Origin of the sequence: Alcanivorax sp. (genome assembly GCF_040118815.1) — a bacterium.
Taxonomy (GTDB): Bacteria; Pseudomonadota; Gammaproteobacteria; order Pseudomonadales; family Alcanivoracaceae; genus Alcanivorax.
Window position 1 is genome coordinate 123,775 of the sequence record NZ_JBEDTC010000019.1, and the last position, 23,632, is coordinate 147,406.

Genomic DNA, 23,632 nt, shown 5'->3' on the forward strand with positions numbered 1-23,632 from the left:
TTCCTTATGGCCCCCTTTAGGCTTGCCGGGCCAGATTCCGAATAAACCGGATTATCACAACAACTGCAGCACCACGTGGTGCATCCTCTCAATTCATCCAAAGACACCAAATTAGACGCCAATGAATCTTTCTGAACTGAAGCAGAAGCCGATTGGAGAACTTCTGGACATTGCCAAGGAACTCGGCCTCGAGAACCTGGCAAGAACCCGCAAACAAGACGTTATCTTTTCCATCCTCAAGCGCGCCGCCAAAAATGGCTCCGACATTTACGGCGATGGCGTACTGGAAATCCTGCAGGATGGTTTCGGTTTCCTTCGTTCCGCTGAAGGCTCTTACCTGGCCGGCCCGGACGACATCTACGTCTCGCCCAGCCAGATCCGTCGCTTCAACCTGCGTACCGGCGACACCATCGCCGGGAAAATCCGGCCCCCCAAGGATGGCGAGCGTTACTTCGCCATGCTCAAGGTCAACGAAATCAACTTTGACCGTCCGGAAAACGCCAAGAACAAGATTCTGTTCGAGAACCTGACCCCACTATTCCCAACCCAGCGCCTGGTCATGGAGATCGGCAACGGTTCTACCGAGGACATCACCACCCGGGTGATCGATCTGGTGGCACCGATCGGTAAAGGGCAGCGCGGCCTCATCGTCGCACCGCCGAAAGCCGGTAAGACCATGCTGCTGCAAAGCGTCGCCCAGTCCATCGCCCGCAACAATCCCGAAACCCACATGATCGTACTGCTCATCGACGAGCGCCCGGAAGAGGTGACAGAAATGTCCCGTACCGTGCGCGGTGAAGTAGTGGCGTCCACCTTTGACGAGCCGCCGGCCCGTCACGTTCAGGTGGCCGAGATGGTGATCGAGAAAGCCAAACGACTGGTGGAACACAAGCAGGACGTGGTGATTCTGCTCGACTCCATCACCCGTCTGGCCCGTGCCTACAACACCGTGCAGCCCAGCTCCGGCAAGGTGCTCACCGGTGGTGTTGACGCCCACGCTCTGGAAAAACCCAAGCGTTTCTTCGGTGCCGCGCGGAACATTGAGGAAGGCGGCAGCCTGACCATCCTCGCCACCGCCCTGGTCGACACCGGCTCCAAGATGGACGAAGTGATCTACGAGGAATTTAAAGGCACCGGCAACATGGAGCTGCACCTGGATCGCAAGGTAGCAGAGAAGCGCGTTTTCCCGGCCATGAATATCCGCAAATCCGGTACCCGCCGCGAAGAGCGCCTGGTCAGTGAAGATGAACTGCAAAAGATGTGGATTCTGCGCAAGGTCCTGCACCCCATGGACGAAATCGGCGCCATGGAATTCCTCATCGATCGCATGAAACAGACCAAGACAAACCTGGAATTCTTCAATTCCATGAAGAAGAAGTAAGTCAAGAAACGCGACTCGCTTCACGCAACATACAAAACCCCGCTCCGGCGGGGTTTTGTTGTTTGGGGGCTGGGTTTTGAGTTTTCCTTTACCTCGCGCATCTGGCATCCAGCGTCTAGCGTCCTTGCTGCTATACTCTGCGCACAATCCATTCGGTTACCGGATCAACAAGGAACGCCATGAAATATCGCGATCTTCGAGACTTCATCAGCCAGCTGGAACAACTGGGCGAACTCAAGCGCATCACCGTCCCGGTGGACCCGAATCTGGAAATGACCGAAATCTGCGATCGCACCTTGCGCGCCGGCGGCCCCGCTCTCTTGTTTGAAAACCCGGTGGGCTTTGGCACCCCGGTGCTGGGCAATCTGTTCGGCACTGAACGGCGGGTGGCGCTGGGCATGGGCCGCGACTCAGTGGCCGAGCTGCGGGAGCTGGGTGAACTGCTAGCATTTCTTAAGGAACCGGAACCCCCCAAGGGTTTCCGCGATGCCTGGGAAAAGCTCCCGGTATTTCGCAAGGTCCTGAGCATGAGTCCGAAGGTCTCCAACTCCGGCCCCTGCCAGGAAAAGGTGCTGGAAGGCGACGAGGTGGACCTGTACAAGCTGCCGATCCAGACCTGCTGGCCCGACGATGCCGGGCCGCTGGTCACCTGGCCGCTGGTGATCACCCGTGGCCCCAACAAGGAACGCCAAAACCTGGGAATCTACCGCCAGCAGCTGATCGGCCGCAACAAGCTGATCATGCGCTGGCTCAGCCACCGGGGCGGGGCGCTGGATTTCCAGGAATGGCAGCAAGAACATCCGGGCGAACCTTTCCCGGTGAGCGTGGCACTGGGCGCCGATCCGGCCACTATCCTCGGAGCCGTCACCCCGGTGCCGGATACCCTCAGCGAATACGCGTTTGCCGGTTTGCTGCGTGGCTCCAAAACCGAGCTGGTGAAATGCATCGGCAATGACCTGCAAGTGCCCGCCAGTGCCGAGTTTGTCCTGGAAGGCTATCTCTATCCAGATGACATGGCCGACGAAGGCCCCTTTGGCGACCACACCGGCTACTACAACGAAGTGGAACGTTTCCCTGTGTTCACGGTGGAGCGCATCACCCACCGCCGCGACCCCATTTACCACAGCACCTACACCGGCCGCCCACCGGATGAGCCCGCCGTACTCGGCGTAGCCATGAACGAAATCTTCGTGCCAATTCTGAAAAAACAGTTCCCGGAAATCGTCGACTTCTACCTGCCCCCGGAAGGCTGTTCCTACCGCATGGCGGTCGTCACCATGAAGAAACAGTACCCTGGCCACGCCAAGCGCGTAATGATGGGGGTGTGGTCATTTCTGCGCCAGTTCATGTACACCAAATTCGTGATCGTCTGCGACGACGATGTGAATGCCCGTGACTGGAAAGACGTCATCTGGGCCATGACCACACGCATGGACCCGGCCCGCGATACCGTGATGATTGAAAACACCCCTATCGACTACCTGGACTTTGCCTCCCCGGTGGCCGGGCTCGGCTCAAAAATGGGCATGGACGCCACCAACAAATGGCCCGGCGAAACCACCCGCGAATGGGGCCGAGCCATCGCCATGGACCCGGCAGTGAAAAACCGGGTGGATGAAATATGGTCATCCCTGGGCATCGATACCCCGGAATAATCTCCGGGGTGAGCACCGCCGCACATCGCTGGTGTGGCGCTCCAACTCAAACATGGTACGATCGTACAAAATAAAGACAACAAGGCCCCCAATGTCCACTTTTTCGTCACTGAACCGCCGCGCCTTTCTAAAATCCTTGGCTGCTACCGGCGCCGTGGGCTCTCTGAGCCCCGCCCAGCTACTGGCCAACACCGGCAAGAAGGCTCCCAGCTGGCAAAACTGGTCCGGCAACCAAAGCGCCAGCCCCAGCCAACTGGTCTACGCCACGGATGAAAACGTGGTTCTCGATACGGTTCGCAACAGCACCGGCACCCTGCGAGCTTTCGGCGGCAGCCATTCTTTCAGCGGCATCGTCCCCACCGACGACACCCTGATCTCCCTGGAGCCCATGGCCGGCATGCGCGGCGCCGACGCAAACGTATTCCGTTACGGCGGCGGCACCCGGCTGGCCATGGCCAGCGCCATGGCCTACGAGCAGGGTTACAGTTTTACCAACGAACCGGACATCAATCTGCAATCCCTGGCCGGCGCCATCGCCACCAGCACCCACGGCACCGGGCTGGGACTACAAAGCCTGTCCGGGCAGGTAGAATCCCTGCGCCTGATTACCCCCGATGGCGAACCGTTAGAGCTGACTGCCGCCGACGGCGACCGTTTTCTCGCCGCCTGCTGCAATGTGGGCGCCCTGGGCGTGGTCACCGAAATCGGCTTTCGCCACGAACCGGCCTTCCGGCTGGAAGAACACACCTGGACCTTGCCGCTTCGTGAGGCCATGGATTTTGTGGAGAAGGAAAAAGACAACTTCCGCCACATCGAATTCTTCGCCTTCCCGCTGGGCGATCAGGCCATCGTCAAAACCATGGGGATCACCACGGATCCCCAGGACAGCCCCACCCGTGCCGATGACAATGACCTGTTGGAAATGGTCTCCAAGCTGGCCATGCAAGCAGGTTGGCTCACCCCCACCCTGCAGAAGCTGTCCACCCTGTTTGTGGAAGACAGCCGTTATGTGGGCCCGGCCAACATAGTCTTTGCCAATCACCGCACCGTGCGTTTCAACGAAATGGAATACACCGTCCCTGCAGAACAAGGCATCGCTTGCCTGGAAGAAGTCTGCGCCGCCATTCGCGAGCATGACATCAACGTGTTCTTCCCCATTGAATTCCGTTACGTCGCCGCCGACGACAACCTGCTGTCCATGTTCCATCAACAGGCCGGCGCCAGCCTGTCGATACACCAATATTTTGAGCAGGACTACCAGCCGCTTTTCGACGTGGTAGAACCCATTTTGCGCCGCTACGCAGGCCGCCCCCACTGGGGCAAGATTCACAGCTTGGGGCGTAAGGAATTGGCCGACCTGTACCCGGCCTTTGATCGTTTCCAGGCCGTGCGCAAAGAACTGGATCCACGAGAGCGGATGCTGAATCCACATCTCAAACGCCTGTTTTTATAGGGTGGAAATCGACCCTGTCGCAAAGGCCCCCGGGCCTTTGCGGCCTACGCACTCTTGATCGGTTATCGCTTATGAAACGACGTCATTTTCTTTTCGGAGCAACCGCGCTTGCCGTGGGTGGCTGGTGGCTGCACCCGGACAATCGCGGTGCTCGCCATAATGCCTATTTCCAGTCACTGAACGACACACTGAAACAGCATGGCCCCGGCCGGCCATTGATGCTCATCGATCGCCAACGACTGATTGCCAACTGCAGCGCGCTGGTCAACCTGTTACCCAGCCAGTGCCATCTGCGCATCGTGGCGAAATCCCTGCCTAGCGTTCCGCTGATTCAGGAGGTAATGACCCATACCGGCAGCCAGCGGGTAATGGTGTTCCACCAACCCTTCATGAATGCCCTGGTGGATGCCGAGCCCGGTGCAGACTTGCTATTGGGTAAGCCCATGCCGATTCAGGCGGCACGCCGTTTCTATACCGAGCTCGGCACCGCCCACGCCTTCGATGCCGACAAACAACTGCAGTGGTTAATTGATTCGCCAGCCCGCCTTGAGCAGTACCTGGCCCTGGCCCGCGAGCAAAACCGGCGGCTCAACATCAATATCGAAATTGATGTGGGCCTGCACCGGGGCGGCCTCGACGACCCGCAGCAACTGGATGCGATGATCGCGCTGATCGACGCTCACCCCGACCGGCTGCGTTTCAGCGGCTTCATGGGTTACGACGCCCATGTCGGCAAGCTACCAGCCTTTATCCAGAGTGCCGAAGAAGGCCACCGGGAAACCGAAGCCATCTACCAAGGCTATATCGACAGGCTATATCAGCTGAACCCCGCCTACCGGCAACAAACCTTGTGCTTTAACGGCGCCGGCAGCCCAACCGTGGCACTGTACGACGACACCACCGTGGTCAACGAACTCAGTGCCGGCTCATGCCTGGTCAAAGCCAGTGATTTCGATTTGTCACTATTGAAAGACTTCCAGCCCGCCGCCTTTATTGCTGCCCCGGTGATCAAGCAACTGGACGGCCTCACCCTGCCCGGCCCACTCCCGCTAGGCGAACTCTGGCAAGGCTGGGACACCAACCGCCGGCGCACCTATTTTATTTACGGCGGCTACTGGAAAGCCGAACCGGTTTCTCCGTCAGGCATTCAAGCCAACCCGGTGTACGGCGTGAGCACCAACCAGATGATGTATAACGGCAGCCCGGACACCGCCCTGCAGGTAGACGATCAACTGTTTTTCCGCCCTACGCAAAGTGAGTTCGTATTGCTGCAGTTTGGTGACCTGGCGGTGTGGGATAACGGCGCCCTTGCCGGTTGGTGGCCCCCACTCCCCCAGGGCAAGGGCGCCTGATGAGCTGGCCGCTACTTGTCCAGTTTCCGCATCTCGCCAACCTTGCCCCCGTTGCACTGTGCGATCTGCCCACACCGGTGGAACCGCTGCCAGCACAAAGCCCGCTATGCTGGGTCAAGCGCGATGACATCAGCGCCCACCCTTACGGCGGCAATAAACTGCGCAAACTGGAGTGGGTGCTGGGGGAAATCCGCCAACGGCCTATAAAGCGCGTAGTCACCTTGGGCGCCACCGGCACCAACGCCGGGCTGGCCACCGCGCTCCTGTGTGAGCAGGAGCAACTGGCCTGTGACATCTTCACGTTCCCACAGCCGGACTCCTCCGTGGTCCGCCAGAACCGCCAGCGCATGCAGCAGGCCGGCGCCCAGCTGCATGACCGCCCCTGCCTGCTACGGGCCGCACTGGGCTGGTACCTGCACCCAGGCCGATTACGCCGCGACCACTACTTTCTTTATGCCGGCTGCTCCAATCCGGTGGCAAGCCTTGGCTATGCCAATGCCATGCTCGAGCTCAAGCAGCAGATAAACGACAGCCTCTGTCCCGCCCCCGCCGACATTGTCGTCGCCGCCGGCTCCGGCGCCACCGTGGCCGGGCTGTTAGTGGGCAACCAGCTCAGCGGGTTGAATGCCCGAATCCATGCAGTGCAGGTAGCCCAAGACCATCTCGGCCCATTCTCGGTATGCAATGCCCGGCTGATCATTCGCATGGCTCAGCAATGCTGGCAACAACTGGGACTACCCTGGGAACAATTCGATACCGGCTTCCTACAATGGCACGACGATTATCTCGGTACGGGTTACGGCCATCCCACCGCCGCCAGCACCCATGCCCTGGATACCGCCTCGCGCAGTGGACTCACATTGGAAAGCACCTATAGCGGCAAAGCCTTCGCGGCGTTTCTCGACATTGAAAAAACCGCCGCCCAGCCCTGTCTTTTCTGGAACACCTTCAATAGCCACCCCCGATAACACCGTCGTCACAGCGGCTCTGCGTCTTTTTTCTCTTTCAAACCTGTGAGCCAGCTCGCAAAAAACATCGCTTTTGCCAGGCTTTAACCGAGCTTTTACAAACATCAGGAACGACATGCGCCCATCGCCCCACTAACTCCCTGAGACATCAACCAAGGAGGATGACTCATGAAAAAATTGATTCTTGCATCTGTACTGCTGGGCGCCACCGCTACCGTTTCGGCCGGCGATACCATTACCACCGATAGCGCGGCCATCACTCAGGGCATTAAGGAAGGCACTGAAGTGCGCATGGACGGTGAAGTGGTTCAGGCTCTGGGTGATGAGCGTTATTTGCTGCGCGATCGCAAAGGACAGTTCGAAATCGAGCTTGACGATGACCTGACAGCTGACCGCCCGCTGAAAGCCGGCACCCAACTGTCCTTTACCGGTGAAGTGGACCACGACGACGGTCGCAGTGTGGTTGATGTGAAAAAGGTGCATTCAGTAAAAGGCACTACGACCACCAACAGCCCGAGCGCGACGATCAGCAACTAATACGCTGATTCACTGCTCCGACCTTGTTGACGGCGGCCTTCGGGCCGCCGTTTCTCGTTACGCCTTACTCCTAGATCCACCCCCTCAGATTTCTTTCCTGCTTCCTCCTCTTTCCCTGGGGCTCTTGACCCACGGGACTGTGCCCCCGGTATTTGCTGCCACAATCTGCACATTGACCGTTACATTGAGCACTGATACATTCAAAAAAATTGACGCTGTCCAGATACCTCGTCGCCATGCATCAGGAGCCAACATGACCCCCACCACCGTCAACAGCCAGGGCGTTTCACTCCAGGCTTATACCCTCGGCGACGCCAAAAAGGTGCCCGTGGTGCTGGTGCACGGCTACCCGGACAACCACAGCGTGTGGCTACCGGTGGCCCAACGGCTTGCCAAACACTACTTTGTGATTCTCTACGATGTGCGTGGCGCAGGCGCTTCACAGGCCCCCCGCGCGCAATCGGACTATCGCATGAACCTGCTGTCCGCTGATCTGCTCGCGGTGGTGGATACCCTGATCCCCGACCGGGGGTTCCATCTGGTAGGCCACGACTGGGGCTCCATTCAAAGCTGGGAGTCAGTCACCACCGAGCCGCTGAAATCCCGCATCCTGTCCTACACCACTATCTCCGGCCCCTGCCTGGACCACATGGGGCACTGGATGCGCGAACGCACGTTAAGCCTATCTGCCTCCGCCAAGGCAAAAGTGTTCAAGCAGGTACTCAGTTCCTGGTACATCGGTTTCTTTCATCTGCCTGTGCTGGCCCCCGGCGCCTGGCAAAGCGGCTTGGACAAACTCTGGCCGCAATACCTGAAACACCGAGAGAACGTTGCCGAACCCGACACCAACCCCACCCAGGGCAAAGACGGCAAGCATGGCGTGCAACTGTACCGCGCCAACTTCCGCAACAAGCTGATTAACCCGGAAACACGTCACGCCGATTGTCCGGTCCAATTGATCGTGCCGACACGCGACAACTATGTGGGCACCCAGCTTTTTGACGACCTGCATCTCTGGGTGGATGCACTCTACCGTCGCGACATTAACGCTAACCACTGGGTGCCGCTGAGCCATCCGGCGCGCATTGCCGACTGGGTCCACGAGTTCGTCAGCGGTGTGGAGAAGGGCACCATGAGCGGCGCCCTGCAACACGCTCGTGTGCGCCAGGCACGCAGCTCACTGCCACTGAATGGAAAAACCGCCGTCATCACAGGCGCCGGTTCCGGCATTGGTCGCGCCACCGCGCTGCGCTTTGCCGCCGAAGGGGCTGATCTGGTCTGTGTGGACATTGATGAAGACAGCGCTGAAGACACCGCCACCCAAGCCCGAAAACTGGGTGCCGTCGCTTGGACTCGTAAAGTCGATGTGGGCTCAGCTCAGGCCATGCAACGGTTGGCCAACTGGCTGGATAAAGAACTCGGTGGCGCCGACATCGTCGTTAACAACGCGGGCATTGGCATGGCCGGTGGTGTGCTTGATACCAGCGTCAAAGAATGGGACCGCCTGCTCAAGGTGAACCTGTGGGGCGTGATTCACGGCTCCCGGTTGTTCGCCCAGCAGATGATCGATGGCCATCGCCATGGCCACATCATCAACGTGGCCTCCGCTGCTGCCTTTGCCCCTAATCGCAAACTTGCCGCCTACTCCACCAGCAAGGCCGCCGTGCACATGCTCAGCGAATGCCTGCGCGCCGAGCTGGCTGAACACGACATCGGCGTTAGCGCCATCTGCCCCGGCTTTGTTGCTACCGGTATCGCCAATGCCACCGTCTACGCGGGTGCCAGCGACGAGGAGCAGGCCGAGAAACGCGCCAAGGCCGACGCGCTCTACAAGCGGCGTAACTTTTCTCCGGACGACGTGGCCGATGCCATCCTCAAGGCCGTACTCAACAACCCGGCCCTGTCACTGGTCGGTGCTGAAGCCTGGAGCACCCGACTCCTCAGCCGTTTCGCCCCGGCATTGTCACGCCGCGTCGCACGCATTGACCTGACCCCCTGACGGAGACTGGACACCATGAACGCCACAGTTCGACACCAACTAAAAGCTCGTCGGGTGCAGTTCGATTTTGACAATACGCCGCTGCACTGGCTACGAGATGATCCCTTTTCCACTCACATCATCAACGGTATCCACTTATTACTACCGGAAGGTGAACTGTGGTTCTGTCGGGTCTATAACCAGGCACTGCCGTTGGTGAAAGACCAGCAGCTACGAGCCGATGTGGAAGGGTTTATCCGTCAGGAAGCCGTGCACTCCCGCGCCCATAGCAAAGCCCAGTTATATCTCGAGCGTCATGGCTTGAGTGTGGAGCCGTTCCTAAACAAAGTGGAATGGCTGTTCGGTACCGCGCTGGCGGATGCGCCCTTTGGCTTAACCCTGCTGCAGCGCAGGCCCCTGAAAAAACACTGGCTGGTATTGCGTGTCGGCATCATCGCCGCCATCGAACATTTCACCGGGGTGCTCGGGCAATGGGCCATGGACAATGAAAGCTGGGAAGAGAACGGCGACGCCACCATGGTCGACCTGTTCAAGTGGCATTTGGCCGAGGAAGTTGAACACCGCACCGTCGCCTTCGACCTGTTTGAACACCTGTGTAAAACCCAACTGGGTTTTTACGTTAGCCGCCAGGCGCTGATGGCACTGGTGTTTCCGCTGTTTATTTACTTCATCGCTGAAGGGGGCCGCAGTCTGGCCAAACAGGATCCGGATAAAGCCGCACGACAAGTCGGCCGCAAGTTAATCCCTCAGCTGCTGATTCAGCTACAACAGGTCGGAAAGCAAACCCAGAACGTGCCCACATTCAGCTTTTTGTTCAACGCCACCCTGCGCTGGGTTTCACCGCGCTTTCATCCCATCAATGAAGGCGACACTCAACAGGCGCTGGATTATCTCGCGCGTTCCCCGGCGGCACAGGCGGCCGCGGTTCTTTAATCTCCAGGCATGCATAAAAAGCGACCCTCCTCTCTGTACAGAGAGGCTGGATCGTTCTTCCAACCTAATCCACAACGATTTAATGCAGCACATAAAAAGGCCGCTGGTAACAGCGGCCTTTTATCAAGCATTAAAGATCATTAAGCGATCAGAAAGCCACATTGGCAGAAAGCCACAAACGCCTTCCTTCCAATACCGCCCCCTTGGTTGAGCGGCTGAAATGACTATATTCGCTAGCATATTCAGTGGAGCCACTGTACTCATATGCTTTAAAACTACGGAAATCTTTGTTGGCCAAATTCTCAACGGTTGCACTGAGAGTCAGATAGTCGTTCATTTGATAGCTTCCTCCCAAGCTGAATAATTCATACGCTTTGAGGTCACCAACCGCTTGGTAAATCGCCAGATCCTGTCCCGTCAGGTCGCTAGTACGACCATTAAACCGACGACTCTCACCACGATAATCCGCTTTGAACCAAAGGTTCAGACGCTCCGTGCTTTTCCAGTTCAATCTGGCATGTGCCATATGACGTGGCGTATCGGCCAACTTACCATTACTTTCACCGTTCTCTTTTACTTCGCTGTCGGTGTACGTGTAATTCATGGTTAGCGACCAACGCTGGGCAAGAGGGAAGGTGGCAGCAAGTTCCAGTCCTTCTGTGATGGCCTCATCCAGATTGATTGACTGACCGAAATCTTCTTGCGTAAAACCGGAGCCGAAGGAGATACAGCCTGGCAAATTTGGATTCGCCGTGAAGTCACAGTTTGGGATTGATGGGCCAGAGGCAATCTTGTCATCAAAGTCGTTACGGAAAACCGTGGCATTGGCAGAAAAACCATCATTACCCTGATAATACAGGCCAACCTCTTTACTCAAGCTGGTTTCAGGCTCCAAATCGGGGCTGCCTATTGTCAGCACTGTCCCTTGTCCTGAGACACCAACAATTCCATCGTGTAACTGGTCCACCCTTGGGGTCTTATAACCGGCGGAAACACCCCCTTTTACAGTCCAATTAGAAGTAGCGCTCCACACCGCATAGCCACGTGGGCTGGTATGCCCGCCAAACGCATCATGTTCGTCATGACGCACGCCCAATGTCAGTGCCAAACTATCCAGAACCTGCCACTCATCTTCCAAAAAAACGGCCCAAGTGGTCTGCTCGAAATCCTCTGTAGCGATACCATCGGTCATCTCTGCCTGCCACCATTGTGCGCCGAGAGTGGCGTAATGGCTGTCCCCAATGGGCGCCATCAGCTTGGTATCCAATACATAATTGGTCGTTTCAAGCTCACGGGGATCCATGACATTTTTCCCCTCGATTCCTGAATTGCCGTCAGTCGCAGGATCATAGGGAGCTGTCGGGTCACCAGGAATAGTACGGCCTACTGTTTCCGTATAGTTACGCATTAGACTGGATTCAACCCGGCCAAAGGCCAAGTCACTGTCATGACCAATTGCCACCTGGTCGCGCTTAAACTCCAACTCATCATCGTAACCGCGCCAATTTGTCGGCGAGTCATCACTACTCAACTTCCGGTCTAAGGGAGAACCGTTGTCATACTCTTGTTTAGCAAAATCTGCATCCAGCCAAAAGTCATGATTTTCAACAGAAATAATATCCAGGCGGGCACCGATGCTTTGTACTTTTGCCTCCACCAGGCTTTGCCCACGTGAGTTAAGCGATGCAGTGGAGGCGTCCGCATCACCGCTCGGCTCAAGATCAGACCCCTGCCGCTTGTACGTGCTCCCCCGGACAGTCAGGCCCAGTGCATTCTCGATCAATGGACCGCTCAGATATAAATCGGTACTAGCGGTATCTCCATATTCTCGTTCTTCCTGAAGAGTATAATCTTGAGAGATAGAACCACCCCATTTCTTGCCCACCTTCCGTGTGATGATATTAATCACACCCCCCATGGCATCGGAGCCATAAAGTGTAGACATGGGGCCACGTATTACTTCTATACGCTCAATAGCGGCAACCGGGGGAATAAAACTCGTATTGAATTCACCAAAACCATTAGGTGCGATATTACCCGCTGTGTTCTGACGGCGACCGTCAATCAAAATCAATGTGTACTCTGACGGCATCCCGCGCATGCTAATGTTAAGCCCACCAGTTTTTCCGGTGTTACCCCGAACATCGATGCCCTCCACATCATCCAAGGCCTCCGCCAAACTGCCCACTCGCTTCTGCTCTAACTGCTCGCGGGAAATTACAGAAATACTGGCTGGTGCATCGGTAATTTTCTGCTCATACCCTGCAGCAGAAATAACTTTAACCTCGCCCAGCTCATGAGCCTGGTTTTCCTCGGCCACTACCGGCAAGGCCAGCCCATTCGCCATTACCCCTGCCAGAATTGGCATCCCCAAAGATCGTTTCATCATCCGTCCTCAGCATTGCGCTACATATCAAAACGCGACGAAGTATTCCTTGATCGATAATGATTATCAAATGCGAATAATATTCAATTTGTAATCTTTGTAAGACATCCCGCGATACCGGGATGGGAGGCCAAATATGCCCACCTCTCTTTGACTTATGTATACCTGATCTGCACTGACAGTTCGGCAGGGCACAAAGATGTATCGCGGGGCGCGGGGTTAGGTGCGTGAGGTGCGTGAGGTGCGTGAGGTGTATGAGGTGCCTGGAGCCTGAACAAAAACAAGAACCAAGCCCGGTCTTCAAGGGGCGCATCTGAAGATACGCCCCGGCAGGAAATCACATCGGTACCTTGTTAAACCACGGCGCCGCCTCTTCCAACTGCGCCGCCAGCGCCAGCAGTTTGCCTTCATCGCCGTGACCACCGACAAACTGGGAGCCCAGTGGCAAGCCGTTCTGGCACCAATGCAAGGGCACAGACATGGCCGGCACCCCGGTCACGTTCGCAAACTGAGTGAAGGGCATGTATTTGAAATTCTCCATGGCCATCTGCTCGATCATGCCGGTTTTCATCAGCAGCTTTTCCCCGCCCACCTTAAGTAACATCTTCAGAGCGGTTTGCTGCCACGGCGGCGTCGCCATGGCACCGATACCTGCAGGAGGCATGGCCAGGGTGGGCGTCAGCCAGAAATCGCACTGCTCCAGAAAGGTATCCATGGCAATCATGTACTGCTGCCAGCGGGTCTGGCATTTCACGTATTCATGGGCCGGGGTGGCGCGACCAAAAGCAGCTATCGCCAGGGTATCCAACTCGAAGCCCTCATCGCCGCAACCGGTAATGGCTTTCACCTCATCCACTTCGGCAGCACACTGACCAAACCAGACCGATAGCCAGTCCATGCACATCTGTTTGGCGTCCATCTGCGGCTCGGCCTCGATCACCTCGTGGCCCAGATCCCGCAACAACGCCACGGTTTTCTCCACCGCCTGGATCGCTTCCGGATCCACATCGGTGCCCAGCGGCGAGCGGGTGGAAAAACCGATGCGTAATTTCTCAGGGCGACTGGACGCAGACAGGGCGTAAGGCTGTTTCGGCGGGGCAATCTGAAACAAACTGCCGCGCTCGTCGCCTTGGGCAATATCCAGCAACAGCGCACTATCACGAACGCTACGGGTGAGCACATGATTGACGGCTATCCCGTGCATGGCCTCAGTGAATTCCGGCCCCCAGGGGGTTCGCCCACGGCCTGGCTTGAGGCCGAACAGGCCGCAACAGGCAGCAGGAATTCGAATGCTGCCGCCGCCATCATTGGCGCCGGCCACCGGTACCACACCTGCAGCAACCATGGCTGCGGAGCCCCCGGAAGAGCCACCGGGAGTATGGTCCGGATTCCAGGGGTTGCGCGCCGGCCCGAACGAATCCGGCTCGGTAATACCCTTGGCGCCAAACTCCGGGGTATTGGTGCGACCGAACGGGACCAGCCCGCCCTGCTTCCAGCGTGCCACCAAGGTGGAGTCTCTTTGTGCATGGACATCGCTGGCCTTGCGCGCTTTATTGCCCTGGTAGTTGGGCGCACCGCCGATTTCCTGGAACAGATCTTTTACCAGCATGGGCACCCCCGCCAGCGGCCCACTCAGAGAGCCCATGGCCTGTTTTCGGGCCATGTCGTACAACGGAATAATCAAACCATTCAATTGCGGATTCACCGCTTCGGCACGGGCAATCGCCAGCTCCAGCAGCTCCGCCGCCGTGGCCTCCCCCCGCGCCACCAGATCGGCAAGCCCAATGGCATCAAACTGACGGTATTCTTCAAACTTCATTGTGCTCTCCCTTTTACCATTCCGAAGCGCTGGCGATGATCTGCTGCCAGACGATAAAGCCATACTGTGGCATAGTCTGCCCAGCCAAGTGTGCCAAATCGTGGCAGCCAGCACTTGTGGGAATACGTTGCTAATCTGTGAGGGAGCCTGCATGAAAGCCATTGGATTCAATCACCCCAGAGCCATCGAGGATGTTCACGCCCTGGAGGATATCCAGCTGGACCTGCCCGCCCCGGGTCCACGGGATCTATTGGTTGCCGTACAGGCGGTCTCCGTCAATCCCATTGACACCAAACTGCGCCAACGGCCCTTCGAGGAACCCGGTTACCGTGTTCTGGGTTTCGATGCCGCCGGCGTGGTGGAGGCGGTGGGTGCGGAAGTGAAAAACTTCACCGCCGGCGACCGGGTCTGGTATGCCGGCGCGGTACAGCGCCAGGGCAGCAACGCCCAGCACCAGTGCGTGGATGAAAGGCTGGTGGCAAAAAAACCGAACACCCTGGGCATGCAGGAAGCCGCTGCATTGCCACTGACCGCACTAACCGCATGGGAAGCGCTGGAAGATCAGCTCGGCTTTCAGCCCGGTAAATGCGAAGGAAAAAATCTGCTGGTGATCGGTGGCGCCGGTGGTGTGGGCTCCATTGCCATCCAACTAGCCGCTCACCACTTTGGCCTCAAGGTCATTACCACCGCTGGCCGGGAAACGTCCGCCAACTGGTGCCAAAGCCTCGGCGCCCATCACGTTGTGGATTACCGCAAGCCACTGCTGCCGCAACTGGATGCCATTGGCTGCCCGCAGATTGATGGCATCTTCATCACCCAAAACCTGGACGACTACTGGGCCCCAGCCTGCCAGGCCGTGGCCCCGTTCGGCGGCATTTGCGCCATCGTTGATGCGCGGGCGCCCCTGGACCTGAACCCCCTGAAAGCCAAGAGTGCCCGCTTCAGTTGGGAGTTCATGTTCACCCGCGCCATGTTCGCCACGGACATGCAGCGCCAAAGCGACATCCTTACCCAACTCAGCGCCTTAGTGGATCAGGGAACAATCCAAAGCACCGTCAGTGAGGGGCTCGGAACCATCAATGCCACCAACCTGAAAGAAGCCCACCGACGACTTGAGTCAGGCAGTACCGTCGGCAAGCTGGTACTCGCCGGCTGGGACTAGCTCGTGTTGCCACCCCATGACTCAGATTCAAGGCGTCAGAGGTCGCGCTGTTCCCACAGGCGCATGCGAAGGGCAGCCGGCTGTACCAACAGGCACCCTCAGGGTCGCTAAACACAATGCCGGCACTTGCGAAAAAGTGCGCGACAACAGGGCTGGCCAGGCCGCCGGATGCACCATCGCCCGAGGCACTCGCCGGGTGGCGGTTAACGGCTGCCAGCCAGATGGCCCGTGCGAGGCCAGCACGAATTGGAACGGGTGCAGCCCCGGCAAACCCAGTCGAATATCCGTGGCCAGTAACCGGTCCCCCTGCACCTCTGCAGCCACAAAACCTCGGGTGAAGTGCACCAGATTGCGCCCGGCAGGCACCGCATTAACCGCCGCCAACGACGGCTCATCACGGGGGAAGGTTTCCACCTGCAAAGGCACATCGCCATCAAGAATCCCGGTAACGATTTCCAGTCGCTGCTGCTCACCCAGCACCGTGATCCGCCATAGCAACGTCGAAAATGGCATCGGTTGCACCAGCCGTGGCGCCTGCGACAAACCCCGTTCAGCCAAGGCCGGCAGCACCCGCTGGGTCATCGCATGCTGGGCAACCACACTCCACACCAGATACAAGGTGGACAGCGCCAACCCGCCGAGCAACACCCGCCCCGCCGGCGGTTTTACCATTGCCCACAGAACAGCGACCAGCAACGGCAGGGTATAAAGCGGATCGATAATAAACACACTACTGATGGCGACCGGATCGCCTAACGGCCAGAACAATTGCGTACCGTAGGTAGTGAAGGCGTCCAGCAGCGAATGTGTCATCAAACACAATCCGGTGAACAACCACCAACGCCACAGCGAAATTTGCGTCTGCCGGCGGGGCAGACATCGCGACAGCAGCACGGCCAGCAACAAAGAGACGGGAAACAATACCAGCAGGGAATGACTAAAACCGCGATGCTCGGTGAAATTGGCCACCGCATCGCCGTAATCAATCAGCACATCCAGGTCGGGCAAGGTGCCCAGCAACGCACCACCGAGCAAGGCCCAGCGGCCCAACGGGCGGGAGAGAACGGCACCCCCAACGGAGGCGCCTAATACGGCCTGTGACAGTGAATCCATGGTTTACTCAATGATGGCAGGCCGGGCGACAGTATCGCACCCGGCCTGCAAACAGGCCGTCAATACAGGATTAACCGGCAACGCCCCACAGGCCCTTCAGGCTGTTCAACGCAGTAGAGCCAACGCCTTCACCGCCCAGAAAACCGAGAATTTTCGGCGCAAACTGGGAGATCATGTCCGGGCTCAAACCCAGAGCGCTGAACGCCTTGGACACACCCTGCAGAGAAGAAATATTACCCAGCATGGAAGAGGCCATGCCGCTACCGCCACCCAGCAGAGAATCCAGACCGGGCACCTTGCTCGTGATGCCGCTGAACTGATCGCCCGACAGGTTGTTCTGGGCCATGGCCAACAAGGCGCCGGCACCGCCTGCTGCCTGCTGTTGAGTCACCCCCAGGTCAGTGGACAGAGAATCGACCAATGCCTGCGCTTCACCCGTCACGGCCAATTTGCTGTTGGCGCTGTCCATGGCACCGGTAGCGGCGTCGTTAGCCTCATTCACGCTGGAATTAGCCTTATCGGACGCATCATTCACGGCCTTGTTGGCCGAGTCGGTCATGGATTTCAGATCAAACGCCTGAGCTGGCGCACTCAGGACCAGGCACAGAGAGGCGCCCATCAGGCCAAAACGGAAAGCGTTCATAGTTGCTCCTTGGTTATCGTCAATCATCCCTGTTCAGAGGGAAACAGTATGGCAAACCTTACCCATGCAAAAAGAAGACGGCCATCACTTTGTGCACGCTTTGCGCAAGGGGTCATTCAAGCGACTGCTGACATTTCTGCAATAACCCGAGCAACTGCTCTTGCTCACTGCGGTTCAAGCCTTGTAGAAGCTCAGCAAACGCCGCCCGACGAATCTGCTCAGCGGCATCCGCCATGGCTTGCCCTTGCTCGCTGAGGAAGAGGCGCACCTTGCGGCCATCATCCGGGTCGGCTTCCCGGCGTATCAGCCCCTGCGCTTCCAGTGCCTTGATCTTGCGGGTGAGCTGCGCCTTGTCACGGGCCTGATGGCGCGCTAGGCACTGGGGCGTGGCGCCCGGCGTATTCAGCAGAAACTGCAGCAGCCCAATATCCGGTGGCCCCAGCGACACCGGTAGCGTGGACAGCGGTTCACGCATTGCCCCACGCAACCGGTTCAATGTGGCGGTGAAAGCCCGGCCAAGGGGCGCGGTAATGTCATCAGGCATGGCGTTCTCGTAACGGTCAAAGTAGTTGACACAGTCAACATTTAGAGGGAATATAGTTGACATTATCAACTTAATGCACAGGATTTACTACCATGGAACATGCCCACGGATTCGCCGCCACCGGCCAGGCTTCCCTGTATCTGAAAAAACTCTGCCGCCATTTCAGCCACAAGCTGGAAACACAGTTCGACGACCACAACGGGGTCATCCGTTTTCCGTTCGGCTCCTGCGAGCTAAGCGCGGACGAACAGGCCTTGCATCTGCACTGCCAGGCCGGCAGCAATGATCTGGAGCGCCTGCGCGAGATTATCGACAGCCACCTGGCCCGCTTCACCACCCGCGAACCGGTGACGCTACGCTGGCACTGAAGCCACCGTTCATGCCGCCATTATTGCTCCGGCACGTTGTACTTGAAACGGGGCAGATGCCACTCATAACGAATCGCCAGCATACGCACCAGAAAGCCGCTGGCCAGCGTTACCAGGGTGATGGCCGTCTCCCCCATCGAGGTAAATTGCAGCAACAAATACAGGCAGGCCGCCCCCAGTGAAATCACCGCATACAGCTCTTTCTGAAAGACCAAAGGCATACGATTACAAAGCAGGTCACGAATCACACCACCAAAAATACCGGTGATCAAACCGGCCAACACGGCTACCGGCGCCCCCAGCTCCATGCCCTGAGCGACCTTCACGCCGATCACCGTGAACACCATCAGCCCAAGCGCATCCAGCACCAGAAACAGCATACGCAGGCGCTGCATCAGCGGTGCCACCCAAGTGGTTACCAGTGCCGCTACCGCCGTCAGGCCCAGATATTCCGGGTGCACGACCCAGACCAGCGGATAGTGCCCGAGCAGCACATCACGCATGGAGCCGCCACCCATAGCCGTCACACAGGCCACCATGACCACGCCGAACAGGTCCATGCGCAACCGCCCTGCGGCCAGCGCGCCGGTCATGGCTTCGGCGGTAATGCCCACCAGATACAGCGTTAAAAGCATATTTCTTGCCCCTGCTTCACAGGTAGCCCAGGGGCCACTTTGCATTACAAATGAAAACCATTATCATCTGCGCCCTGTGATTCTCGCCAGGTTTCCCCAGCCATCACATTTCCCGGTGGCCGCCCTTGTGCGCCATCGGCTTTGCAGACTATTCATTCCCGGGGGAACCATGTCTTATTTCCGTTTTTCCGTTCTGACCACCAGCCTCATGCTGGCAGCCGGCGCGGCCTATTCCGAAACCACCACCAGCAACAGCGATGCGCATACGCTGGGCAACATTGATGTCACCGCCAGCAGCGTGGATGAACACGATGCCAGTATGACCACAGAAGGCACCGAGCGATACGGCACCACCGCCACGGATACCGCGACCCGCATGGTGCTATCGCCCCGCGAAACGCCGCAGTCTGTTTCCGTGATTACTCGCCAGCAAATGGACGACTTCAACCTGAACAGCGTGGCCGAAGTCATGCAGCGCACGCCCGGCGTCACCGTGAAAACCCAGGATACTGAGCGTCAGCAATTGTTCGCCCGTGGCTTTGAAATCACCAACTTCCTTTACGATGGCATGCCATCCACACGCATCGACACCCTGGGGAAACAAGCAGCCCTGTCCGACACCTTCATCTACGACCGCATTGAAGTCTTACGCGGTGCCAGCGGCCTGCTCAATGGCATCGGCAACCCGTCCGCCACCGTGAACCTGGTGCGCAAGAAACCCACCCGCGATTTCACCGGCCAGGTGGGTGTGGAGTTAAACAGCTGGGAGGGTTATCGGGGGGAATTCGACGCCAGCGGTTCACTGTCAAAAAATGGCCGGGTTCGCGGCCGCTTTGTCAGCGCCTACGAACAAGGCGAGTCTTTCCTGGATCATTACGAAAACGAAAAGCAGGTGTTCTACGGGGTGATCGAAGCCGACCTGTTCGACAATACCCTGCTCACCGTGGGCATGGACTACATGGACTATGACCCCATGGGCTCCACCTGGGGCGGCATTCCCCTGTTCTACAGCGACGGCGGCATGGCCGATCTGGATCGGGACCTGAACCCGGCCACCGACTGGAGCAGCTGGGCCCAAGATTCCCAAACCATCTTCCTGAACCTGGAGCATCAGTTTGAAAATGGCTGGTACAGCAAGTTCGCCTACACCAACCAGCAGAACAACTATGACGCTCAGCTGGCCTCCGCCGGTGGCGGCCAGCTGAACCGCGATGGCAGCGGCAAGACCCTGTGGTCCGGACGCTTTGTGGAGGACAAGACCCAGGATACATTCGATCTCTACGCCAACGGGCCCTTCGCCCTCTTCGGCCGCCAACATGAACTGGTGGTGGGCGCCAGCCACTCCGATGCCGACCGGGATTACACCGGCCAATCTCCGATTAACTTCAATAACGTGGTGCCTAATTTACTTAACTGGGATGGCGACATTCCCAAACCGGCCTGGGCCGCGCCCAATACGGTAGAAGATCAAAACACCAAACAGACCAGCCTGTACGCCACCGCCCGCTTCAAACCTACTGACCGTCTGGCCGTGATTACTGGCGCCCAGGTGGTGGACTGGGAAACCGACACCCAAGGCTTCAACTGGCAAGGCGCAGTGGATGAGCACTACCAGGAGAACGGCGAAGTCGTCCCCTACCTGGGTGTGGTGTACGACCTGACCGATCACCATTCGGTGTACGCCAGCTACACCAGCATCTTCCAGCCGCAAACCGTGCGCGACGCCAACAATCAGATTCTCGACCCGGAAGAAGGCAACAGTTATGAAGCCGGCTTGAAGAGCGAATTCAATGACGGCCGGCTGAACACCACCGTCGCCGTGTTCCGCACCAATCAGGACAACCTGGCGGAATCCACCGGTCAGCCCATCATCGGCGGGCCGCCCAATTCCGTGGCCTACCAGGCGGTAGATGGCGCGGAAACCAATGGCTTTGAATTGGAAGCCGCCGGGGAAATTCTGCCCGACTGGCAAGTGCAAGCTGGCTACACCTACCGCATTACCGAAGACCCGGACGGCGATGAGCTGAACACCACTTCACCGGAAGATATGATTCGCCTGTCCACCCAGTACCGCTTCCGCGGTGACCTGAACGGCCTAACTGTCGGCACGGCTGTGTCCTGGCAGAACAAGACCTATGCATTCGTGACTCGCCCCGGGGCCAGCGCCGACTACAAGTTTGTTCAGGAAAGCTACACCCTGGTGGACCTGATGGCTCGCTACCAGGTGACTCCCGCCCTGTCGGTGGGCGCCAACGTGAGCAACCTGACGGACGAAAAGTACTACAACAATCTGGGGTTCTATAACGGGGGATACTACGGGGATGCCCGCAAGTATAGCCTGAAGATGGACTACCGGTTCTGATCGCGGATTAGCAATCGCAGGCGGATGCCGGCTTACGGCTCCGCCTAAGCCGGCCTACGAAACCTCGAAGCTTTCAGTCTTCAGACAGAAAAATACGTTCTTTCTCGATAACAATGCGGCGCTCTTTGTAGAGCCCACCGATGGCCTGCTTGAACGCATTCTTGCTGCAACGAAAGGCCTGAAAAATCGCTTCCGGCGAACTCTTGTCACCCAGTGGCAGTTCGCCACTCGCCTTTTCCAGTGCGGCCAGGATCTGTTCGGTAAGGCCATCGCTCTTGGCGGCCCCCGGCGCATTCAATGACAGGCTGAGTTTCTGATCGTCGCGCAAGCGCTGCACATACCCGGTGACCCGCTGCCCCGGGCGCAATGGCGCACGCAACTCACTGGCCGCAATCATGCCCCAGGCATGATCATCCACCACCACCTTGTAGCCCAGGTCAGTGCTGTGCGCCGCCACCAGCGAGATTTCATCGCCCTGCTGGTAGGCTTGGCAGGTATCGGACAAAAAACGGTCCAACTGAGCGCTGACCATCAATCGCCCTTCCCGGTCCGTGGTCATCATCACCAGCACCCAGCCGTCTTCGCGCACCGGGCCCTTCTGCTCGGCAAACGGCAGCAGCAAATCCTTGGGCATGCCCCAGTCCACAAACGCCCCCACCTTGCTGGTGGACACCACTTTCAGCGACGCCACCTGGCCAGCTTGCACGCGCGGGGTTCGCAGGCTCGCCATGGGCCGGCCCTCGCCATCGCTGTACAGGGTCACCATGACGCTGTCACCGGGGGCCAACGTCTGGCCTTCCACTTCCCGGGACGGCAATAACACTTCGCCCAGCTCGCCGCCATCCAGCAGCAAGCCATTACGAATGACCTTGAGAACTTCCAGGGAATGGCGAGTGCCAAGTTTGGGGGATACGGTCATGGGTCTGGCCTGTTTGGTTTGGGGAAAGCGCCCTCCCCCCAACCCCTCTTCCGCAAGCGGGAGAGGGGAGCGAACATCCTGACCTTAGGAAGGGACAGGGAGAGGGGGTGCTGATCTTGCGTGCTGCGTGCTGCTTATTGCGTGTACCCGGCGCAACGCGCCCTACCACATAAGGTCGTCTGGAATCGGGAAGTCCTTGTAGGGGTCGTCCTCGTCCACGGCATCACTACCACGTTCGTTGAGCAGCAATACCGCCGCTTCGTCCCGTTGGCGGATTTTCTCTGCCACCACGGTGGGCACCAGTTCGAAGCTGTCCCCCAAGGCAACAATGGCGATTTGCCCGCGCTCCAGTTGCTTTTGCTGTTTGCCGCTGACGTAGGCTTTCTTGATCTTCTTATCCTGCACGAACTGGAAGGCCACCTCGCCACTATTACGGTCCAGCCGGCTCTGTTCGATCATCTGTTTGATCTGCGCGGCAATCTCTTTCTTTTCCCGCTCAGCTTTACGTTGGGCTTCACGTTGGCGATCAGCTTCGGCTTGCTCTTCGCGCTGACGACGAGCGCGTTCCGCCGGGTCTTCCATGTCGATTTCACCGCGCTTGGCCTTATTCACGTCCTCACGTTTCTGCTGCTTGGCCTTGCGGGCTTTTTTCTCGTCCGTCAGCCCGGCTTTCAATAATTGCTTCTGCAGTGAATTCGCCATGTGGTCTCTCTCTCCATGAACAAATTGCCCCTAAGGGCCGTAAATAGACGACTAACGCGACCCCAGCGGTGACGCTGGCGCTTTGCCTAGCAACGGCTGGGCGCGATGAAAACGGGTGTCGTAACCGGGTTGCCAGGGGAATACGCCTTTCGGGTCTGGCCACACCATCTGCAACGCCGGGTACGGTGCCGGCAGGCTCTGGTAGAACCAGTTGGCAAAGCCCAAGTATTCCTTGTAGTGCGGAAACGCCACCGGCAGGAACATCACTTCCAGCCCGTCGGCAATATCGTTATACAGACGGTACGGCTGGTAGGGCTTTTTCAGGCCACGAATCCGCACCGCGGCGCTGTCCAGCAGCTTACTCGCCAGCGCATCTTTCAGCCCCACCACAATCAGTTCCGGATGATTCAGGTTAAGAAAATGTCCCACGCTGAAGGTATAGCCCGGCTGACCGTCGCCACCAGAGACGGCAAAGTGGTGCCACCCCTTGCGCTGAATGTCCGCTAACAGCGCTTTGTCTTCAGCATCTTCCGGCTGCGGGTAACGAAATTTGCCGGGCATTTCATCAAGGAACATAGACTCATCATCAGGTTCAGGCAGCACCCTGGGGCACTGGAAAGCGGTTTCACGGTGTAAACGCAATCATAACAGAGTCCGCCTTCACTTGGTGCCATCCCCCGCACCTGCAATACTGGGACAAA

At 58.0% G+C, this 23,632-nt stretch carries 20 protein-coding genes; 11 read left to right on the forward strand and 9 right to left on the reverse strand.

What is annotated here, in order from left to right; translation table 11 throughout:
* The first annotated feature begins 121 nt into the window (after window positions 1-121).
* From rho to ABNH18_RS14500, 8 genes are all read left to right on the forward strand, one after another.
* Complete coding sequence (rho, locus tag ABNH18_RS14465; protein WP_349383509.1) at window positions 122-1,381, forward strand: transcription termination factor Rho; 1,260 nt, start codon at window positions 122-124, stop codon at window positions 1,379-1,381.
* A gap of 179 nt (window positions 1,382-1,560) precedes the next feature.
* Window positions 1,561-3,036, forward strand: coding sequence for a 4-hydroxy-3-polyprenylbenzoate decarboxylase (ubiD, locus tag ABNH18_RS14470; protein WP_349383510.1), 1,476 nt, complete (start codon window positions 1,561-1,563; stop codon window positions 3,034-3,036).
* A 91-nt stretch (window positions 3,037-3,127) separates the two neighbouring features.
* Window positions 3,128-4,489, forward strand: coding sequence for a D-arabinono-1,4-lactone oxidase (locus tag ABNH18_RS14475; RefSeq protein WP_349383511.1), 1,362 nt, complete (start codon window positions 3,128-3,130; stop codon window positions 4,487-4,489).
* Between the two features lie 71 nt (window positions 4,490-4,560).
* Window positions 4,561-5,841 carry a DSD1 family PLP-dependent enzyme gene (locus tag ABNH18_RS14480; RefSeq protein WP_349383512.1) on the forward strand — a complete coding sequence of 427 codons (1,281 nt, stop codon included), beginning with the start codon at window positions 4,561-4,563 and terminating at the stop codon, window positions 5,839-5,841.
* Window positions 5,841-6,809: a 1-aminocyclopropane-1-carboxylate deaminase/D-cysteine desulfhydrase gene (locus tag ABNH18_RS14485; protein ID WP_349383513.1), complete on the forward strand. Its 969-nt coding sequence runs from the start codon at window positions 5,841-5,843 to the stop codon at window positions 6,807-6,809. Before ABNH18_RS14480 ends, ABNH18_RS14485 begins: the two co-directional genes overlap by 1 nt.
* A 168-nt stretch (window positions 6,810-6,977) precedes the next feature.
* The gene (locus ABNH18_RS14490) at window positions 6,978-7,346 is read left to right on the forward strand and encodes a NirD/YgiW/YdeI family stress tolerance protein (RefSeq protein ID WP_349383514.1); all 369 of its coding nucleotides are present in this window, start codon (window positions 6,978-6,980) and stop codon (window positions 7,344-7,346) included.
* A 253-nt stretch (window positions 7,347-7,599) separates the two neighbouring features.
* Window positions 7,600-9,345, forward strand: coding sequence for an SDR family oxidoreductase (locus ABNH18_RS14495; protein WP_349383515.1), 1,746 nt, complete (start codon window positions 7,600-7,602; stop codon window positions 9,343-9,345).
* A 15-nt stretch (window positions 9,346-9,360) separates the two neighbouring features.
* A complete protein-coding gene (locus ABNH18_RS14500) occupies window positions 9,361-10,278 on the forward strand; it encodes a metal-dependent hydrolase (protein ID WP_349383516.1) in 918 nt (305 codons plus the stop codon).
* Between the two features lie 148 nt (window positions 10,279-10,426).
* Here the strand turns inward: ABNH18_RS14500 and ABNH18_RS14505 are convergent, their stop codons facing one another.
* Window positions 10,427-12,667 carry a TonB-dependent receptor domain-containing protein gene (locus tag ABNH18_RS14505; protein WP_349383517.1) on the reverse strand — a complete coding sequence of 747 codons (2,241 nt, stop codon included), beginning with the start codon at window positions 12,665-12,667 and terminating at the stop codon, window positions 10,427-10,429.
* Between the two features lie 334 nt (window positions 12,668-13,001).
* On the reverse strand, window positions 13,002-14,483 hold the full coding sequence (locus tag ABNH18_RS14510; RefSeq protein WP_349383518.1) for an amidase: 1,482 nt from the start codon (window positions 14,481-14,483) through the stop codon (window positions 13,002-13,004).
* Window positions 14,484-14,634: 151 nt separating this feature from the next.
* Here ABNH18_RS14510 and ABNH18_RS14515 point away from each other — a divergent pair, with 151 nt between their 5' ends.
* Window positions 14,635-15,645, forward strand: a complete 1,011-nt coding sequence (locus tag ABNH18_RS14515; protein ID WP_349383519.1) for a zinc-binding alcohol dehydrogenase family protein — start codon at window positions 14,635-14,637, stop codon at window positions 15,643-15,645.
* Window positions 15,646-15,672: 27 nt separating this feature from the next.
* On the opposite strand, the gene ABNH18_RS14520 is transcribed toward ABNH18_RS14515, so the two are convergent.
* The 3 genes from ABNH18_RS14520 to ABNH18_RS14530 form a co-directional block, all read right to left on the reverse strand.
* On the reverse strand, window positions 15,673-16,758 hold the full coding sequence (locus tag ABNH18_RS14520; protein ID WP_349383520.1) for a metal-dependent hydrolase: 1,086 nt from the start codon (window positions 16,756-16,758) through the stop codon (window positions 15,673-15,675).
* Between the two features lie 70 nt (window positions 16,759-16,828).
* Complete coding sequence (locus tag ABNH18_RS14525; RefSeq protein WP_349383521.1) at window positions 16,829-17,401, reverse strand: DUF2780 domain-containing protein; 573 nt, start codon at window positions 17,399-17,401, stop codon at window positions 16,829-16,831.
* Between the two features lie 112 nt (window positions 17,402-17,513).
* The gene (locus ABNH18_RS14530) at window positions 17,514-17,945 is read right to left on the reverse strand and encodes a MarR family winged helix-turn-helix transcriptional regulator (protein ID WP_349383522.1); all 432 of its coding nucleotides are present in this window, start codon (window positions 17,943-17,945) and stop codon (window positions 17,514-17,516) included.
* A 92-nt stretch (window positions 17,946-18,037) separates the two neighbouring features.
* Here ABNH18_RS14530 and ABNH18_RS14535 point away from each other — a divergent pair, with 92 nt between their 5' ends.
* Window positions 18,038-18,313: a DUF2218 domain-containing protein gene (locus ABNH18_RS14535; protein WP_349383523.1), complete on the forward strand. Its 276-nt coding sequence runs from the start codon at window positions 18,038-18,040 to the stop codon at window positions 18,311-18,313.
* Window positions 18,314-18,333: 20 nt separating this feature from the next.
* On the opposite strand, the gene ABNH18_RS14540 is transcribed toward ABNH18_RS14535, so the two are convergent.
* The gene (locus ABNH18_RS14540) at window positions 18,334-18,948 is read right to left on the reverse strand and encodes a trimeric intracellular cation channel family protein (RefSeq protein WP_349383524.1); all 615 of its coding nucleotides are present in this window, start codon (window positions 18,946-18,948) and stop codon (window positions 18,334-18,336) included.
* A gap of 169 nt (window positions 18,949-19,117) precedes the next feature.
* Here ABNH18_RS14540 and ABNH18_RS14545 point away from each other — a divergent pair, with 169 nt between their 5' ends.
* Window positions 19,118-21,310 carry a TonB-dependent siderophore receptor gene (locus tag ABNH18_RS14545; protein ID WP_349383525.1) on the forward strand — a complete coding sequence of 731 codons (2,193 nt, stop codon included), beginning with the start codon at window positions 19,118-19,120 and terminating at the stop codon, window positions 21,308-21,310.
* A 73-nt stretch (window positions 21,311-21,383) separates the two neighbouring features.
* Here ABNH18_RS14545 and ABNH18_RS14550 read toward each other — a convergent pair whose 3' ends face one another.
* The 3 genes from ABNH18_RS14550 to ABNH18_RS14560 form a co-directional block, all read right to left on the reverse strand.
* A complete protein-coding gene (locus ABNH18_RS14550; RefSeq protein ID WP_349383526.1) occupies window positions 21,384-22,229 on the reverse strand; it encodes a CvfB family protein in 846 nt (281 codons plus the stop codon).
* Between the two features lie 162 nt (window positions 22,230-22,391).
* Complete coding sequence (locus tag ABNH18_RS14555; RefSeq protein ID WP_349383527.1) at window positions 22,392-22,931, reverse strand: DUF2058 domain-containing protein; 540 nt, start codon at window positions 22,929-22,931, stop codon at window positions 22,392-22,394.
* A gap of 51 nt (window positions 22,932-22,982) precedes the next feature.
* The gene (locus ABNH18_RS14560; protein ID WP_349383528.1) at window positions 22,983-23,507 is read right to left on the reverse strand and encodes a DUF4262 domain-containing protein; all 525 of its coding nucleotides are present in this window, start codon (window positions 23,505-23,507) and stop codon (window positions 22,983-22,985) included.
* Window positions 23,508-23,632 lie beyond the last annotated feature (125 nt).

Coding starts and splice junctions, on each gene's coding strand:
- ABNH18_RS14530 (WP_349383522.1), bottom strand. CDS start 17,945: ATGCCTGATGACATTACCGCGCCCCTTGGCCGGGCTTTCACCGCCACA.
- ABNH18_RS14560 (WP_349383528.1), bottom strand. CDS start 23,507: ATGTTCCTTGATGAAATGCCCGGCAAATTTCGTTACCCGCAGCCGGAA.
- ABNH18_RS14500 (WP_349383516.1), top strand. CDS start 9,361: ATGAACGCCACAGTTCGACACCAACTAAAAGCTCGTCGGGTGCAGTTC.
- ABNH18_RS14495 (WP_349383515.1), top strand. CDS start 7,600: ATGACCCCCACCACCGTCAACAGCCAGGGCGTTTCACTCCAGGCTTAT.
- ABNH18_RS14485 (WP_349383513.1), top strand. CDS start 5,841: ATGAGCTGGCCGCTACTTGTCCAGTTTCCGCATCTCGCCAACCTTGCC.
- ABNH18_RS14490 (WP_349383514.1), top strand. CDS start 6,978: ATGAAAAAATTGATTCTTGCATCTGTACTGCTGGGCGCCACCGCTACC.
- ABNH18_RS14540 (WP_349383524.1), bottom strand. CDS start 18,948: ATGCTTTTAACGCTGTATCTGGTGGGCATTACCGCCGAAGCCATGACC.
- ABNH18_RS14545 (WP_349383525.1), top strand. CDS start 19,118: ATGTCTTATTTCCGTTTTTCCGTTCTGACCACCAGCCTCATGCTGGCA.
- ABNH18_RS14505 (WP_349383517.1), bottom strand. CDS start 12,667: ATGATGAAACGATCTTTGGGGATGCCAATTCTGGCAGGGGTAATGGCG.
- ABNH18_RS14535 (WP_349383523.1), top strand. CDS start 18,038: ATGGAACATGCCCACGGATTCGCCGCCACCGGCCAGGCTTCCCTGTAT.
- ABNH18_RS14480 (WP_349383512.1), top strand. CDS start 4,561: ATGAAACGACGTCATTTTCTTTTCGGAGCAACCGCGCTTGCCGTGGGT.
- ABNH18_RS14550 (WP_349383526.1), bottom strand. CDS start 22,229: ATGACCGTATCCCCCAAACTTGGCACTCGCCATTCCCTGGAAGTTCTC.
- ABNH18_RS14555 (WP_349383527.1), bottom strand. CDS start 22,931: ATGGCGAATTCACTGCAGAAGCAATTATTGAAAGCCGGGCTGACGGAC.
- ubiD (WP_349383510.1), top strand. CDS start 1,561: ATGAAATATCGCGATCTTCGAGACTTCATCAGCCAGCTGGAACAACTG.
- ABNH18_RS14475 (WP_349383511.1), top strand. CDS start 3,128: ATGTCCACTTTTTCGTCACTGAACCGCCGCGCCTTTCTAAAATCCTTG.
- ABNH18_RS14510 (WP_349383518.1), bottom strand. CDS start 14,483: ATGAAGTTTGAAGAATACCGTCAGTTTGATGCCATTGGGCTTGCCGAT.
- ABNH18_RS14520 (WP_349383520.1), bottom strand. CDS start 16,758: ATGGATTCACTGTCACAGGCCGTATTAGGCGCCTCCGTTGGGGGTGCC.
- ABNH18_RS14525 (WP_349383521.1), bottom strand. CDS start 17,401: ATGAACGCTTTCCGTTTTGGCCTGATGGGCGCCTCTCTGTGCCTGGTC.
- ABNH18_RS14515 (WP_349383519.1), top strand. CDS start 14,635: ATGAAAGCCATTGGATTCAATCACCCCAGAGCCATCGAGGATGTTCAC.
- rho (WP_349383509.1), top strand. CDS start 122: ATGAATCTTTCTGAACTGAAGCAGAAGCCGATTGGAGAACTTCTGGAC.